Origin of the sequence: Ralstonia sp. UNC404CL21Col (assembly GCF_000620465.1) — a bacterium.
GTDB lineage: Bacteria > Pseudomonadota > Gammaproteobacteria > Burkholderiales > Burkholderiaceae > Ralstonia > Ralstonia flatus.
In genome coordinates, this window is record NZ_JIBE01000004.1 from 334,996 (window position 1) to 348,969 (window position 13,974).

At 66.5% G+C, this 13,974-nt stretch carries 13 protein-coding genes; 6 read left to right on the plus strand and 7 right to left on the minus strand.

All coding sequences use genetic code 11. The annotated features are described in order from the left end of the window. Positions 1 to 54: 54 nt before the first annotated feature. A complete protein-coding gene (locus N511_RS0109665; RefSeq protein ID WP_027679103.1) occupies positions 55 to 495 on the plus strand; it encodes a universal stress protein in 441 nt (146 codons plus the stop codon). Positions 496 to 577: 82 nt separating this feature from the next. Here the strand turns inward: N511_RS0109665 and N511_RS0109670 are convergent, their stop codons facing one another. The 3 genes from N511_RS0109670 to N511_RS0109680 all read right to left on the minus strand — a co-directional run bounded on the left by N511_RS0109670 (position 578) and on the right by N511_RS0109680 (position 3,446). Then, a complete protein-coding gene (locus tag N511_RS0109670; protein WP_027679104.1) occupies positions 578 to 1,153 on the minus strand; it encodes a Spy/CpxP family protein refolding chaperone in 576 nt (191 codons plus the stop codon). 105 nt (positions 1,154 to 1,258) lie between these two features. Then, entirely contained in the window at positions 1,259 to 1,918 is a 660-nt protein-coding gene (locus tag N511_RS0109675; RefSeq protein WP_027679105.1) for a response regulator, read from the minus strand. Further along, positions 1,902 to 3,446: an ATP-binding protein gene (locus tag N511_RS0109680; RefSeq protein ID WP_027679106.1), complete on the minus strand. Its 1,545-nt coding sequence runs from the start codon at positions 3,444 to 3,446 to the stop codon at positions 1,902 to 1,904. Before N511_RS0109680 ends, N511_RS0109675 begins: the two co-directional genes overlap by 17 nt. A gap of 267 nt (positions 3,447 to 3,713) precedes the next feature. On the opposite strand from N511_RS0109680, the gene N511_RS0109685 reads away from it, so the two are divergent. Both N511_RS0109685 and N511_RS0109690 read left to right on the plus strand, forming a co-directional pair. Further along, positions 3,714 to 4,493 (plus strand): AraC family transcriptional regulator, encoded by a 780-nt coding sequence (locus tag N511_RS0109685; protein ID WP_037026753.1) that lies wholly within the window; start codon positions 3,714 to 3,716, stop codon positions 4,491 to 4,493. 89 nt (positions 4,494 to 4,582) lie between these two features. After that, complete coding sequence (locus tag N511_RS0109690) at positions 4,583 to 5,500, plus strand: DMT family transporter (protein WP_081785346.1); 918 nt, start codon at positions 4,583 to 4,585, stop codon at positions 5,498 to 5,500. Positions 5,501 to 5,502: 2 nt separating this feature from the next. On the opposite strand, the gene N511_RS0109695 is transcribed toward N511_RS0109690, so the two are convergent. Continuing rightward, positions 5,503 to 7,083: a TerC family protein gene (locus tag N511_RS0109695; protein ID WP_027679109.1), complete on the minus strand. Its 1,581-nt coding sequence runs from the start codon at positions 7,081 to 7,083 to the stop codon at positions 5,503 to 5,505. Between the two features lie 123 nt (positions 7,084 to 7,206). Next, a complete protein-coding gene (locus tag N511_RS0109700) occupies positions 7,207 to 8,613 on the minus strand; it encodes a cytochrome-c peroxidase (RefSeq protein WP_027679110.1) in 1,407 nt (468 codons plus the stop codon). Positions 8,614 to 8,887: 274 nt separating this feature from the next. On the opposite strand from N511_RS0109700, the gene acpA reads away from it, so the two are divergent. Then, entirely contained in the window at positions 8,888 to 11,050 is a 2,163-nt protein-coding gene (gene acpA / locus N511_RS0109705) for an acid phosphatase (RefSeq protein ID WP_027679111.1), read from the plus strand. A gap of 65 nt (positions 11,051 to 11,115) precedes the next feature. Here acpA and N511_RS0109710 read toward each other — a convergent pair whose 3' ends face one another. Continuing rightward, positions 11,116 to 11,364: a dodecin gene (locus N511_RS0109710; protein ID WP_027679112.1), complete on the minus strand. Its 249-nt coding sequence runs from the start codon at positions 11,362 to 11,364 to the stop codon at positions 11,116 to 11,118. 353 nt (positions 11,365 to 11,717) lie between these two features. Between N511_RS0109710 and N511_RS0109715 the strand changes: the two genes are divergently transcribed. Continuing rightward, on the plus strand, positions 11,718 to 11,999 hold the full coding sequence (locus tag N511_RS0109715) for a hypothetical protein (protein ID WP_027679113.1): 282 nt from the start codon (positions 11,718 to 11,720) through the stop codon (positions 11,997 to 11,999). 16 nt (positions 12,000 to 12,015) lie between these two features. On the opposite strand, the gene N511_RS0109720 is transcribed toward N511_RS0109715, so the two are convergent. Then, positions 12,016 to 12,372, minus strand: a complete 357-nt coding sequence (locus N511_RS0109720) for a DUF3175 domain-containing protein (RefSeq protein WP_027679114.1) — start codon at positions 12,370 to 12,372, stop codon at positions 12,016 to 12,018. A 152-nt stretch (positions 12,373 to 12,524) separates the two neighbouring features. Between N511_RS0109720 and N511_RS0109725 the strand changes: the two genes are divergently transcribed. Continuing rightward, entirely contained in the window at positions 12,525 to 13,823 is a 1,299-nt protein-coding gene (locus N511_RS0109725; RefSeq protein ID WP_027679115.1) for an MFS transporter, read from the plus strand. Positions 13,824 to 13,974: the final 151 nt, after the last annotated feature.

Here is a 13,974-nt window from a genome sequence, read left to right on the forward strand (position 1 = left end):
GAGGCGCATGGGCCGGCGCAGTAACGTGGAGGCGGGTTCCCCATGGAGACCGCCATGTTCACCCATATCCTCCTGCCGACCGACGGCTCCGAGCAGTGCCGCAAGGCCATCGACGGCGCGCTGAAGCTGGCGCGCGCCACCGGTTGCCGCCTGACCGCCTACACGTGCATTGAAGAGTTCCCCAACATGGCGTATTCCGCCGGTGTGGGCGAGTGTCCGCATGCGCACTACATGGAAACGGTGCAGGGCCATGCCAAGGACTGCATCGAGCGCATTGCCGAGCGGGCGCGCGAAGAAGGCGTGCAGTTCGACAGCGATGTCTCGCAGTTTTCCGAGCCTTACCTGGGCATTCTTGACGCGGCCAAGCGGCACGCGTGCGACGTCATCTTCATGGCATCGCACGGGCACCGCAGCCTGATGGGCCGACTGCTGATTGGCAACGAGACGCGCAAGGTTCTGACCTACGCGCACGTGCCGGTGGTGGTTTACCGCTAGGAATCCGGTCACGGGCCGCTTGCCGACCGTGAACCGATTCCAGGGCAGCTCGCAGATCGCCGATCGCCGATCGCGCCTCACGCTACATCGCCGCCAGCCCCGGCATCGGCGCACCTTCGTCCTGCTCCGGCGGGAGCCCGGCCACACGCTGGGCCTCGCGATCGGCGATCTGCTTGCGCTGTTCAGGCGTGAGCACCTGCATGACCTTGGCACCGGCCTGCGCACGCAGTTGCGCTTCACGGGCCACGGCGCGGCCGAGCGATTCGGTCAGGCTGCGGGCACGCGCTTCGTCATACTGGCCGGCAGCCACCATCTGATGCAGCTCGCGCCGGGCGTGCTCGATGGCCTTACGCTGCTCGCGCGCTTCCGGCATCTGCGCATATTCGATGGCAAAGATCTTGTCGCGCTGCTCTTCGCTCAGGGCCAGCCCGCGCAGGAAAGGCGCGCCGCCATGATGCGGCCCCATGCCCCGGGGGTGGCCTGGGCCGCCTGGGCCGCCCGGTCCGAATGCAGGGCCGGGCCCCATCATGCCGGCGTCATGCGGCGGCATCGGTGAGAGCGGAGCCGCGCCCGGTGCAGCAGTCTGGGCCATCGCGGCACATGAAAGAACGAGCCCGGCAGCAACAGCGGCCAGGCGGCGGGAAATCACAGCGGTCATGAAGAAGCTCCTGGTAAGAACGTCGGCCGGACACGCCGGCCATACGCTTACTGTAGCCACCGACCCTGCATGAAAAGTGGGCGAACCGTGGAGTTTTCTTGAACCTCAGGCGTCGAGCCGGTAACCCACGCCATAGACGGAATGGATCAGGTCGGTGCCCGGGCTCACCTGCTCCATCTTGCGGCGCAGGTTCTTGATGTGGGTATCGACGGTGCGGTCGGTCACGATGCGGTGGTCGTCGTAGATCTGCTCGAGCAGGTTGGAGCGCGACAGGATCCGCCCCGGCGCAGCGGCCAGCGCCGCCAGCAGGCGGAACTCCACCGGTGTGAGGTCAAGGCGCTGCCCGCGCAGCGTTGCGGCATAGGCGGCACTGTCGATCTGCAACGCGCTTTCCGGCACGCCGCCGCCGCGCTGCACACGGCGCAGGATGGTCTTGATGCGCGCCACGAGTTCGCGCGGGCTGAAGGGCTTGCAGACGTAGTCGTCGGCACCCAGTTCGAGTCCGAGCAGGCGATCGATTTCTTCCACGCGCGCCGTCACCATGACGATGGGCACCTCGCTGAAGGCACGCACCTCCCGGCAGATTTCCAGGCCGTCCTTGCCGGGCAGCATCAGGTCGAGCAGCACGAGTTCGGGCGCCGTCTCGCGAACGCGCTGCGTCGCGTGCGTACCATCTGCCAGCCACTCGGTCTCGTAGTGAGCGGCGCGCAGATAGTCGGTCATCAATGCAGCCAGCTTGGGTTCGTCTTCAATGATCAGAATCATGGTCGGCTAGCGGATCAAGCACATCAAGAACAGGCAGGCGAATGGCGATCCACAGCCCGCCCAACGGCGAATGTCTGGCTTCAATGGTGCCGCCATGCGCGGCGACGATCGTCTGGCACAGGCTCAGGCCCAGGCCGGCCCCGCCCTGCGCCCGGCTGCGAGACGCATCCACACGGAACAGTCGGTCGAAGATGCGCGGCAGCATTGCGTCGGGCACGCCCGGCGCGCTGTCCTGCACGTCGATCTGCTGCCAGCCGCCCTCCTGATGGACATGCACGCGCAGCGTGCCGCCCGCGTCGGTATAGCGCAGCGTGTTTTCCAGCAGGTTCTGCATGACCTGCCGCAGGCGCTGCGGGTCGCCATTGACCATCGTGGCATGCGACGGCGCGGCCGGCACGTCCAGCTGCAGCGCGATGCACTTTTCCATCAGGCGCGGCGTGAAGCCTTGCACGGCGCTGCACACGGTGTCGGCCAGGTCGAGCGGCTCCATGTGAAAGGCGAGCGCACCCACATCGGCCAGCGAAAGTTCATACAAGTCGTCGATGAGCTTGCTGAGCGTCGACACCTCGGCCTGCAATGACGCGAGCGACGTAGCGGTCAACGGGCGCACGCCATCTTCCAGCGCTTCGAGTTCGCCCCGCAGCACGGCCAGCGGTGTGCGCAGTTCATGCGAGATATCGGCCGTGAGCTGACGACGCATCTTCTGGTTGGCCTCCAGCGACGCGGCAAGGTGGTTGAAATCCGCCGCCAGCTCGCCGAGTTCATCGCGCGAATGGACGTCGACGCGGGTGGCGTAGTCGCCGTCGGCCATGCGGCGCGCGGCATCCGTCAGGCGACGCATCGGGGCCAGCAGACCGCGTGCGAGCAGCACCGCCACCAGCGCCGCCAGCAGGACCGACAGCCCGGCGATGATCCACGTAGCGCGCAGCTGCTGCGCCTGGAAGGCCTGGTCGGCGCCTTCGGGCACGCGCACGCGCGGCGGCATGGCCAGCCAGCCGACGGTCTGGCCGTTGTGGTGCAGTTCCTGCCAACGCGCATTGGGGCCCAGCGGCGGCCCGTCGCCAATGATGACGTTGCGCTGGGCATCAAGCAGCCAGATCGGCGAGTGTGGGGTCGGCGGCTCGCCGGGCGGGTGCGGCGGCATGCGGCCTGCAGTGGGCGGCCCGGGCGGCGGCGGCGCGTCTTTGTCCATGCCGGGCGGGAGCGGATCGAAGCGATGGCCTGGCGGCAGGTCGAAGCGGTCCCCGCCCATGCCGTTGGCGCGTGCCCGCGCGCCTTCGCGGCGCAGCAGGCGGAACCACGCCATGCGATCGTCGCGCAGGAAATCCCAGCTGCCGTGCTGCGCGTAGGCGGCCTCCACGCCTTGCGCGAGCGAGGCCATGCGCTCAGCCTCGCGTGCGTTCACGTAGTCGAGAAAGTTGGCGTCGAACCGCCAACGCACCGCCGCGCCCATGGCGAGCGCAACGACGATGCTCAGCATGAACAACGCAACGAACAGCTTGGAGGTGATACCGAAAGACGGGCGCATGGATCAGTCAGGGCTGCGGGGCGCCGCCGGCGGGCGCGGCTCCCGGCCTGGCCAGCGGCAGGCACGGCGCCATCTTACCGGGCGCATTGCCGCAGAAAACCGCAGCATACCAACCGCCCGTGCGCAAAAAATGAGCGAAATGCGAAGAAAGCGTATGCTGCTGCCACGCTGCACCTCCACAGAGCACAGATTCGCGCATTCCCTCACAAGGAACCGCCCTTGTCCAACCGGCCGGCCAATCTCGCGTTTTCGATGCACCGCTGCGCCATGCGCGGCGTGGAAGCCGTCGCCGCCGATTCCGGCCACGCTTTTCCGCGTCACACGCACGGCCAGTTCGGCATCGGCATCGTCGATCGCGGGGCGCAGAAGTCGTTCAGCGGACGCGGCACCGTGGAAGCCGGCGCGGGCGACGTCATCACCGTCAATCCGCTTGAAGTGCACGATGGCACACCCATCGGTGATGGCGGGCGCGCGTGGCGAATGCTTTACCTTGACCCCGGCGTGGTCGCCGACATGGCGACGGACCTGCACCCCGGCCACTACGGCGACGCCGAGTTTGACCGCCCTGTCATCCGCGACGCCACTCTCGCACCGCGCGTGCGCCTGCTCTTTGCGCAGATGACGATGCCCGCCGCCCGAAACGACGCCCTGCTGCGCGAGCAGTTGCTGCTGTCCGTACTGGCGGACGCGCTGCATCCCGCAAACCGGGCGACCGGCAAACACGGCGACGCAGCCCCCGATGCCATCCGGCTTGCCCGCACGCGCATCGACGATGACCCGGCCGCGGCCATCTCCCTGCTCGACCTCGCGCGCGAGACCGGCCTGAGCCGCTTCCAGGTATTGCGCGGCTTTGCCCGCGTCACGGGCCTCACGCCCCACGCCTATCAGGTGCAGCGTCGCGTGGCCCTGGCGCGTCGGCTGATCGCCCAAGGCGAGCCGTTGGCGGACGTGGCGGCCGCTTGCGGCTTTGCCGATCAAAGCCACATGACGCGGCAGTTCGTGCGCAAGTACGGCGTATCGCCGGGCATGGTGGCGGCGGCGCGCTAGGCGGGTCTTTCCAGCCTCGCTGCAATTTCGTTCAAGACGCGCGCATCGCGTGCGCCCATCCTGCGGTTTCCACACTTGCAGGATGCGATATGCCAAAACTGTCCGGACGACTTGAAGGTTGCCTCTACCTTGCCCTCGCGATGGTGCTGGTGGGCAGCACCGTAGCGGCCAGCAAGATCATCGCGGCGGGCTTGCCGCCCTTTACGGCGACGGCGCTGCGCTTTGCGATGGCACTGCCGATGTTCCTCGTCATCATGCGCATGACCCGTTCGCGCTGGCCCGTGCTTGCACGCCGCGACTGGGTGCTGCTCTTCCTGCAGGCGGCCGCCGGCAGCGTGGGCTATACGACGCCGCTCATTTCGGGCCTGCGGCACACGTCTGCCGCAGACGCGGGCGTCATCATCGGGACGCTGCCGGTCATGTCGGCGCTCATTGCAATCGTGCTGCTGGGCGAACGGCCCGGCCGCGCGGTGCTGGGGGCGATTGGGCTGGCCACCGCCGGCGTGCTGACCATCGCCCTGCAACCGCGCGGCGACGCGGCACATCCGCTGCTCGGCAACCTGCTGGTGATGGGTGCCGTGGTGTGCGAGGGGCTCTTCATCCTGCTCAACAAGCGGCTGCGCACGCCGGTACCGCCGCTGGCCCTGTCGGCATTGATGAGTGCGTTCGGTTTGCTGACGGCGCTGGCGCCCGCGCTGTGGGAAGCGCCGTGGCAGTTGCATGCATCGGCGCAGACAACGCACGCGCTGATGGCGGTGGCGTACTACGCCATCGTGCCGACAGTGGGCGGTTTCGTGCTGTGGTACGCCGGGGCCGCGCGCGTGAGCGGTGCGGAAGCATCGTTGTTCACCGCGCTAGCGCCTGTGGCAGCCGTGGTGTTTGCCGCCGCGCTGCTCGGCGAGACCGTCAGCACGCGCCAGATCGGCGGCATTGCGTGCGTGCTGGCGGGTGTGCTGAGCCTGGGTCTGGCGCGCGCGCCCAGGCCGGCCACATCGACGACGTCCTAGGCTTAGGCTTCCGCCTCGGGTGCCGTCACGTCTTCCATGCGCTCGATGCGCACACGCACGATGCGGCGGCTGGCGGCTTCGAGAATCTGGAAACGCAGGTCGTGGCGCACCAGCGTGTCCCCCACTTCGGGCAGGCGGTCCCACTGGTTGAAGAGATAACCGCCCAGGCTCGTGGCGCCGCCGCCTTCGTCGAGCAGCCAGTCGACGTGCAGCACATCTTCGAGCTGCCGCAGGTCAGCCTCGCCAGCGACCTCCCAGCAGCCATCGCTGACTTCCACCACGCCGGGGCGTTCGTCTTCATCGGGGAATTCACCCGCAATGGCTTCGAGCACGTCGATGGGTGTCACCACGCCCTGCACCACGTCCAGCGGATCCGTCACCACCAGCATGCGCCCGCGCGCACGCTTGAGCTGATCCATCAGGCGCAGGATGCCGATGTTGTCCGACACCTTGAGCGCGGGCTTGACGCTGCGGTCTACGTCGATGGCGCCGCGCGTGTCGAGATCGCCCATCAGGTCTTTGGCGCGGGCCACGCCCACCAGGTCGTCCAGCCCGCCGCGGCATACGGGAAACTGGTTGTGCGGCACGGCCAGCAGCAGCTTGCGCGTGACGGCCGCGTCGGCGTCCAGATCCACCCACGAGATATCGTGGCGCGGCGTCATGATCGAGCGCACCGAACGCTCGGCCAGGTCGAGCACGCCGCTGACCATGCTGCGCTCTTCCGGGCGGAACACAGCCTCGGGCACGGGCTGGCCGGCCTCGTGCGAAACCGCCTCGTGCGATTCGGACTCCGCCGGCGCGCCGCGACGCTCGCCCAGGAGGCTCAGCACGGCATCGGCGGTGCGCTCGCGCAGCGGGCGGCGGCGCTCGTAACGTACGGTATTGCGCTGGGCCACCTGGTTGAAGAACTCGATCAGGATCGAGAAGCCGATGGCGGCGTACAGATAGCCCTTCGGAATATGAAAGCCCAGGCCCTCCGCAACGAGCGAAAAGCCGATCATCAGCAGGAAGCTCAGGCACAGCACCACCACCGTGCGATGCGCGTTGACGAACTCCGTCAGCGGGCGCGAGGCAAACAGCATGGCGCCCATGGCGATCACCACGGCCGCCATCATCACCGGCAGGTCGTTGACCATGCCCACGGCGGTGATGACAGAGTCGATGGAAAACACCGCATCGAGAATCACCACCTGCGCGATCACGTTCCAGAACTTGCCGTGACCGCTGCCGTGGCTTTCGTCCTGCGGCTGGCCGTCCAGACGCTCGTGCAGCTCCGACGTGGCCTTGAACAGCAGGAAGAAACCACCCAGCAGCAGGATGATCGATCGGCCCGACAGGTCGACCGGCCCCAGCGTGAGCAACGGCTTGGTCAGCCCGATCAGCCACGACATGGCGGCCAGCAGCACCATGCGCATCAGCAACGCCAGGCCCAGACCGATCATCCGGGCACGGTCGCGCAGCGCTGGCGGCAGCTTGTTGACCAGGATGGCGATGAAAACAAGGTTGTCGATGCCGAGAACGATCTCGAGCACCACCAGGGTAAACAGGCCGATCCAGATGGACGGGTCAGCAAGCCAGGTCATAGCGGGAAGTAGAAGACAGCAGAAAGACGATCCGCCGATGATAACCGCAGCGCACGCGCGGCCTTGCGCGAATCCCCCGCAAGGTGTTGCAACAAACGGGCCGCACGGGGCCGCTGCGGACGCTTAGCGCTGCGCAACGCGGCTGCCGCCTTGGGCGCCGGATTGCGTTGTCCGCACGGGGCGGTAGCCGTCGGTGAGCGTCTTGAGGAAGGCAACGATGTCGCGCACGTCGGCCTCGGACAGCACCGGCCTGTCGCCGGGCTTGCCCCCGAACGGCGGCTCCATGTTGACGTTGGCGCGGTATTGGGCGGGCAGATCGTCGAACTTGTCGACCGTGCCGTCGGCCTTGCGCGGGTACCACTTCTGCGGCTGCGTGTCGCGCTGGGCGTAGAAGCGCACCGCATCTTCCAGCGAATGGATGGCACCGTTGTGGAAGAACGTCTTGCGCAGTGCCACGTTGCGCAGCGAAGGCGTGCGGAAGCGGCCGCAATAGTCGGCGCGGTCTTTCAGATCGGTCCGGTCCGGGCCGCACAGGCCGAGGTCGAAGAACGTCGGATCCGCATTGGCGGCCAGCGTGCGGTTGCGTGGAACGCCCACGGCAATATGGCCAAAATCGGTAAAGGCCGGGAACGCGCCGTCCTGCTTGATGGCGCTCACGTGGCACGAGGCGCAGTTGCCCTTGGCGGGATCGGCGAACACCTGCAGGCCGCGCATCTCCTGCGGCGACAGCTTCACCTGCTTGCGCAAAAACGCGTCGTACTTGCTGTCGTACGGATAGAACTCGGCGGGCGTTTGCTGGAAGACTTCGAGCGCCATCAGCGCCGCGCGGAAGGCCGTGTCTTCGTTGTCGAGGATGTCGTTGCCGAATACCTGGCGGAACGTCTGCGCGTGGCGGCCATTGCGCAGCTTGGCCACCACGGCGGCCTGCGTGCCATTGGCCATCTCGTGCCCCGACAGCAGCGGGATGCGCGCCTGGTCGTGCGTGGACGACACACGGCCGTCCCAGGTGTAGCCGCCAGTCGGGCCTTGGTCTTCCGAGTCGTTGCCGTCGTTCTCGTAGAAATGCTCGGTGAATGCAGGAACGTTCTGGAGATAGCGCAATGACGGCGCGGCACGCACGCCCGTTTTGTTCATGCCCGTGCCACCAAGCTGCACCGACAGATCGTTCGGCGGGCCATAGGCGTGCGTGGGGCTATGGCAGCTCGCGCAGGCCTGCTTGCCCGAGGCCGACAGGGCCGGATCGAAGAACAACGCCTTGCCCAGCGCCGTCATCCCGGGCACCGACGGGCGGCGCGTTGCCATCATCGTGTAGAAGGCTTTCTCGTAGGCCGGTGCCGCCGCTGGCTTGCCGGCCGTTGCTGCTGCGGGTGCCGCTGCCGGCGCCGCAGCGGCCGGTGCAGACGCCGCCATGGTCGCGGCATGGGCTGCCGCCGGCTCCCCTCGCCCGCAGCCACTGAACCCGACGACCGCCCCGGCAAGCGCCGAAACAGCGATCATGCGAAACGTTGCAGCGGGCAGGAAACGAGGCATTTTCGACGGACGAAATTTTGGGAGCCTTGCAACTTAGCATGGCGCCCATGACACTTTGATGTCGTCAAACGCATGTCACGTCAGCCCTTGGAGAGGTCCCATGGTGGCAAATGTCTTCAAACGTTCGGTGGTGCCCCTGCTCATCCTGACGATGGTACTCGCGCTGAACTGGAGCGAAATGCGCTCCACGCCTGCGTTTTCATCATCAACTTGTCACACACGAAGCACAGACTCCGGCTCGCTTTCGTCCCCCACACAACAATCCAGGGAAATCATGAGCCGAGCGCTTCGTCTTCTGCCGCTGACCGCGTTGGTCGCGGCCAGCATGTCTGCCTGTGGTGGCAGTGACTCGAACAGCAGTGCCTCCGCGTCCACCTCGGGCGTGGTGACGGGCAGCTACTTCGAGAATGCCAAGGTCTGTATCGACGCCAACAACAATGGCAAGTGCGATGCCGGTGAGGCCAGCACGCGCACCGACAAAAACGGCGCGTACACGCTGCCGGGTACAGGCGCGATCACGGTGGAAATCGGCACGGACGCGTTCCGCAATGACCCGGACACCGGTGCCCGCACGGCTATCACGCAGCCGCTGGTGTTCCGCGCACCGGCCGGTGCCAACGCCGTCGTCAGCGCCATCTCGACTGAACTGGCGGCCCTGATGGACAGCAACGGCGGCGACATCAACGCTGCCAAGACCGCACTCGCCGCACGCCTGGGCGTGACGATCGACAAGCTGCTGGAAGACCACAACAAGGAAACCGATGCCGGCACCAAGGCCGCGCTGCAGGCTGAAATCGAGCAGGCAATCGCGCTGATCGCCGATGCCGTGGCCAACGGCGGCGACTTCGGCAAGACGATTCGCGACGGCGTGGCCAAGCGCATGGCGCTGACCAACAACGTCAAGACCATCGTGGTGATCTACGCAGAAAACCGCGGCTTCGACAACCTGTACGGCTTGTTCCCGGGCGCCAACGGCATCCCCGGTGTGAACCCGACTTCGACGGGCACTGCCGTTGCGCAGAAGGACTTCGACGGCTCCGTGCTGCCGACGCTGCCGCCCACCTGGGGTGGTGTCACCGCAGGCGGCCAAAGCGTGCAGATCACGCAGGCGTCCACCGCCAACATGCCCAATCAGATGTTCCAGATCGACAGCGCCTCGGGCTTTGGCAGCACGGGCACGGTGGTCGGCCAGAACGTCATCACGCGCGACCTGTGGCACCGCTTCTATCAGAACCAGATGCAGATCAACGGCGGCAAGAACGACAAGTTCGCCGCCTTTGCCGATGCGGGTGGCCTGACGATGGGCTACTACGACGGCAGCAAGATGGCCATGTGGAACATCGCCAAGCAATACACGCTGGCAGACAACTTCTTCATGGGCGCGTTCGGTGGTTCGTTCCTGAACCACCAATACCTGATCTGCGCGTGCGCACCGATCTACCCGAACGCCGCCACCTCCCCGGCCAAGGGCAGCATCGCCAACGTCAAGACGAATGCAGACGGCAGCCCGACGCTCATCCCGGCGGCAAGCTCGGTGATGGCCGGCGCGCCGACGTCATACGCAGGCGCGGGCGACGATGGCAACGCCACGAAGGACGGCAACCTGACGCCGGTCGACAGCAACGGCAATTCCTACGCCGTCAACACGATGCAGCCGCCGTACCAGCCGTCGGGCAACGCCGTGGCCAGCGGCAACGCGGCTTACGCCGATCCGACCAAGGCCACCACCCTGCCGAAGCAGTCGACCACCAACATCGGCGACCTGCTGACCGCTCGCGGCGTCGACTGGGCCTGGTACGCCGGCGCCTGGAACGCGGCCATCGCCGACGCCCCGAACGCTACGCGCAGCGTGATCTACAGCGGTTCGATCCAGTTCCAGCCGCACCACCAGCCGTTCAACTACTTCAGCCGCTTCGACCCGGCCACGAGCACCGGCGCCGCTGAGCGTGCGGCCCACCTGCGCGACTACGACGCTGCGTTCCTGCAAGACGCCGCCGCAGGCAAGCTGCCCGCCGTCACGTTCTACAAGCCGCAAGGCAATCTGAACCAGCACCCGGGCTACGCCAACGTGACCGACGGCGACGCGCACATCGCCAACGTGATCGCCCAGCTGCAGAAGAGCCCGCAGTGGAAGAACATGGTGATCGTCGTGACGTATGACGAAAACGGTGGCTTCTACGATCACGCCACGGTGCCGAAGGCCGACCGCTGGGGCCCGGGCACGCGTATCCCGGCGATCATCGTCTCGCCGTTCGCCAAGAAGGGTTTCGTTGACCACACCCAGTACGACACGGCTTCGGTCCTGCGCCTGATCACGCACCGCTTCGACCTGCCGACGCTGCCGGGTATCAAGCAACGTGACGCCGCGCTCGTCTCCAACGGCAACAAGCCGATGGGCGACCTGACCAACGCACTGGACTTTACGCAGGCGCAATAACGCTGCAGCACAGTCCTCATGAAAAAGGCGGCCGGAGCAATCCTGGCCGCCTTTTTTCTTGCCCGCTATTTGCCCTTCTTCTTGCCGGCGGGCTTTTCGCTCTCCAGCGTCTCGAGCCGCATTCCAACCTTGATCGTCACCTGCCAGTGCGCGATCCTGCCGTCGACCAGATGGCCGCGTGTTTCCAGCACTTCAAACCAGTCCAGGTGCTTGAGCGTTTCGCCCGCACGCGCGATGGCATTGCGAATGGCGGCATCGCTTGAGTCGGGTGAAGAACCGACCAGCTCGATCATCTTGTAGGTATGGGAACCCATATCGCCTCCTTGTTGGCATGGTTGGAACGTCGGCAGGGTGCCTGCGAGGCGCGATGTGCATGCGGTTGGTTCGATGCGCGCGCCATGGCACTTACCAGAATGGCACCTGTCCCCGCACCTTGATAGCCCGGATTTGCACGGGGCCGACAATTCCTGGCGGTTAATTGCGTTTACAAATCTGACAAATCTCGTCAACGGACCGACGCGTGACGTCAAACCCTCGCCAATCCCGCGGCTGCGACCGCAGCCGATGTGCCACTTTTCGGGCGGCCGTACGATGCGGCCACGTCGAACCGGGCTGGTACGGAACCTGCGTTGCGTTGGATACCCGTGTCCCCCAAAGAGGAGGCGCCATGCGCCATCCCGAACAACAAGCATCCGCCTCATACTCGCCGCTGTCGGCCGTGCCGCCGACACCGCCGGCTTCGCACGACACCGCGCGCCTGATCGCCGAGACCATCCCGTTTCATATCGAACGCGGCGGCCGCAGCATCGAGGCCACCTATTCGACCCGCAACGGCATCGTGACCGTCAAATACCGGGGCAAGACGCTCTCTACCTATTCGCCGCAGGGCGACGAAGCCAACTACAAGGCCGTCGCTCGGCAGCTGCTCAGCGTCATGCTGACCATCTGAGCAACACCGCACTGCCTCAATGGCGGACTTTGGCCGCGCGCTGCGCCGGGCGGCCAAAGTCAGCACGCAGTGCATCCTTGGCACGTTCGAGAATCCGGCGCCGCCCGGCGCTGAGGTTGTGCCCCGCCCGATTGATATAGAACGTCAGCATTGACATGGCCGACTGGAATGCCGTCCCCTTGCGCCGCCGGCTGTGCTCGGCGGATGCCTTGAGCGAGGCTGCAATCCGCGCGGGGCTGCGTGACTTGAAGATGTCGGGCTCGATATCCAGCGCGTCGCTGGTTTCCATCACATGGTGCGACCAGCGGTGGGATTTGGACTTGGCCTCCGATTTGGCCTGCGAGGGCTTCGACCGGGTGCGATGCGTGGCCATGATGAAATCTCCTGTAACGATGTACCGGCAGTTCCGCAAGCCGCGTACCCGTGCGGGCGGCTACAGAAGGCGGACTTCCGTTACGATGACGGTCGCTTCACGCCTCCTTTCCGCTTCCTTCATTGATCGCCGGGTTCCGGCGCACATCCAACGTGTCTGGCGACGCCGGTCTTTCCCCCGCTTCCTCTTCCGCATCTGCGCAAACGCTGTCGCATGCGCCATTCTCCTACCCCGCCTTCCGGCTGTTCTGGTTCGCCAGGCTGTCCACCACGTTCGCCTACCAGATGTTCGGGGTGGCCGTCGGCTGGCAGATCTACGACCTCACACGCAGCGCCTATGTGCTGGGGCTGGTGGGGCTGGCGCAGTTTCTGCCGTCGGTGGTGCTGGTGCTGGCCTCCGGCCATATTGCGGACCGCTACGACCGGCGGTACGTCGTACGCGCCTGTCAGGCCATCGAGGCGTTGGTGGCGCTTGCGCTGGCCGTCATGGCAGCGAATGGGCATGCCGGCGTGCAGCCCATCTTCCTGTGCGTGGTCGTGATTGGCGCAATGCGCGCGTTCGAGACGCCGACGCTGCAAGCGTTGTTGCCGACGCTCGTGCCGCCGCAGGCATTGCCGCGCGCCGTGGCGCTGTCCAGCTCGGCGGGGCAGACCGGCGTCATCCTGGGGCCGGCGCTGGGCGGCTTTCTGTACGTGGCGGGCGCGCCCGTGGTGTATGCCACGGCAGCCGGGCTCTTTATGCTCGCGCACGTATTGCTGGCGCTGGTGCGGATGGAGCGCGCCGTGCCGGTCAGCACGCCGGTGAGCCTCGCATCGCTGTTCGCCGGCATCGCGTTCATCAAGGGGCGGCCGGTGGTGCTGGGCGCCATCTCGCTCGACCTGTTTGCCGTGCTGCTCGGCGGTGCGACGGCGCTGCTGCCGATCTACGCGCGCGACATCCTGGGCACGGGCGCCTGGGGGCTGGGGCTGCTGCGCTCGGCGCCGGCGGTGGGGGCGCTGGGCATGGCGCTATTCCTCGCGCACCGTCCGCTGGATCGGCATGTTGGCCGGGTGATGTTTGCCGCCGTGGCCGTGTTCGGGCTGGCGACGCTGGTATTCGGGGTGTCGCGCTGGCTGCCGCTGTCGATGTTCGCGCTGGTGCTGCTGGGCGCGTCGGACATGATCAGTGTGGTGATTCGCACTTCGCTAGTGCAGCTCGATACGCCCGATGCCATGCGCGGGCGCGTGAGCGCGGTCAATTCCGTGTTCGTGGGCGCGTCCAACCAGCTGGGCGAATTCGAGTCGGGCATGCTGGCCGGGTTGCTGGGGCCCGTGGCCTCGGTGGTGATTGGCGGTCTGGGCACGCTGTTGGTGGTGGCCGCCTGGATGCGGCTGTTCCCCGCCCTGACGCAGCGCGACCGCATGCGCGATCCGCACCCGGAACCCGCCGGACACCCCTCTTCAGGGGGATAATCCCGCCAGGCCGCGCCACTGCTGGCCTGCGCAAGAATCGGGCGCTGTCTTGCAAGCGTGTCAGCGAAACCCCGATGGCACCGATGGCGACCAGTTCGTATCCTGAGTCACCTTTGGCTGCTCTGCTCTCTGCCCGGTGCTGCAACCGACT

What these genes read in the sequence shown, in the direction of transcription:
- N511_RS0109665 (WP_027679103.1), top strand. Translation starts at nt 55, where the DNA reads ATGTTCACCCATATCCTCCTGCCGACCGACGGCTCCGAGCAGTGCCGC.
- N511_RS0109675 (WP_027679105.1), bottom strand. Translation starts at nt 1,918, where the DNA reads ATGATTCTGATCATTGAAGACGAACCCAAGCTGGCTGCATTGATGACC.
- N511_RS0109690 (WP_081785346.1), top strand. Translation starts at nt 4,583, where the DNA reads ATGCCAAAACTGTCCGGACGACTTGAAGGTTGCCTCTACCTTGCCCTC.
- N511_RS0109680 (WP_027679106.1), bottom strand. Translation starts at nt 3,446, where the DNA reads ATGCGCCCGTCTTTCGGTATCACCTCCAAGCTGTTCGTTGCGTTGTTC.
- N511_RS0109710 (WP_027679112.1), bottom strand. Translation starts at nt 11,364, where the DNA reads ATGGGTTCCCATACCTACAAGATGATCGAGCTGGTCGGTTCTTCACCC.
- N511_RS0109720 (WP_027679114.1), bottom strand. Translation starts at nt 12,372, where the DNA reads ATGGCCACGCATCGCACCCGGTCGAAGCCCTCGCAGGCCAAATCGGAG.
- N511_RS0109685 (WP_037026753.1), top strand. Translation starts at nt 3,714, where the DNA reads ATGCGCGGCGTGGAAGCCGTCGCCGCCGATTCCGGCCACGCTTTTCCG.
- N511_RS0109715 (WP_027679113.1), top strand. Translation starts at nt 11,718, where the DNA reads ATGCGCCATCCCGAACAACAAGCATCCGCCTCATACTCGCCGCTGTCG.
- N511_RS0109700 (WP_027679110.1), bottom strand. Translation starts at nt 8,613, where the DNA reads ATGCCTCGTTTCCTGCCCGCTGCAACGTTTCGCATGATCGCTGTTTCG.
- N511_RS0109695 (WP_027679109.1), bottom strand. Translation starts at nt 7,083, where the DNA reads ATGACCTGGCTTGCTGACCCGTCCATCTGGATCGGCCTGTTTACCCTG.
- acpA (WP_027679111.1), top strand. Translation starts at nt 8,888, where the DNA reads ATGAGCCGAGCGCTTCGTCTTCTGCCGCTGACCGCGTTGGTCGCGGCC.
- N511_RS0109670 (WP_027679104.1), bottom strand. Translation starts at nt 1,153, where the DNA reads ATGACCGCTGTGATTTCCCGCCGCCTGGCCGCTGTTGCTGCCGGGCTC.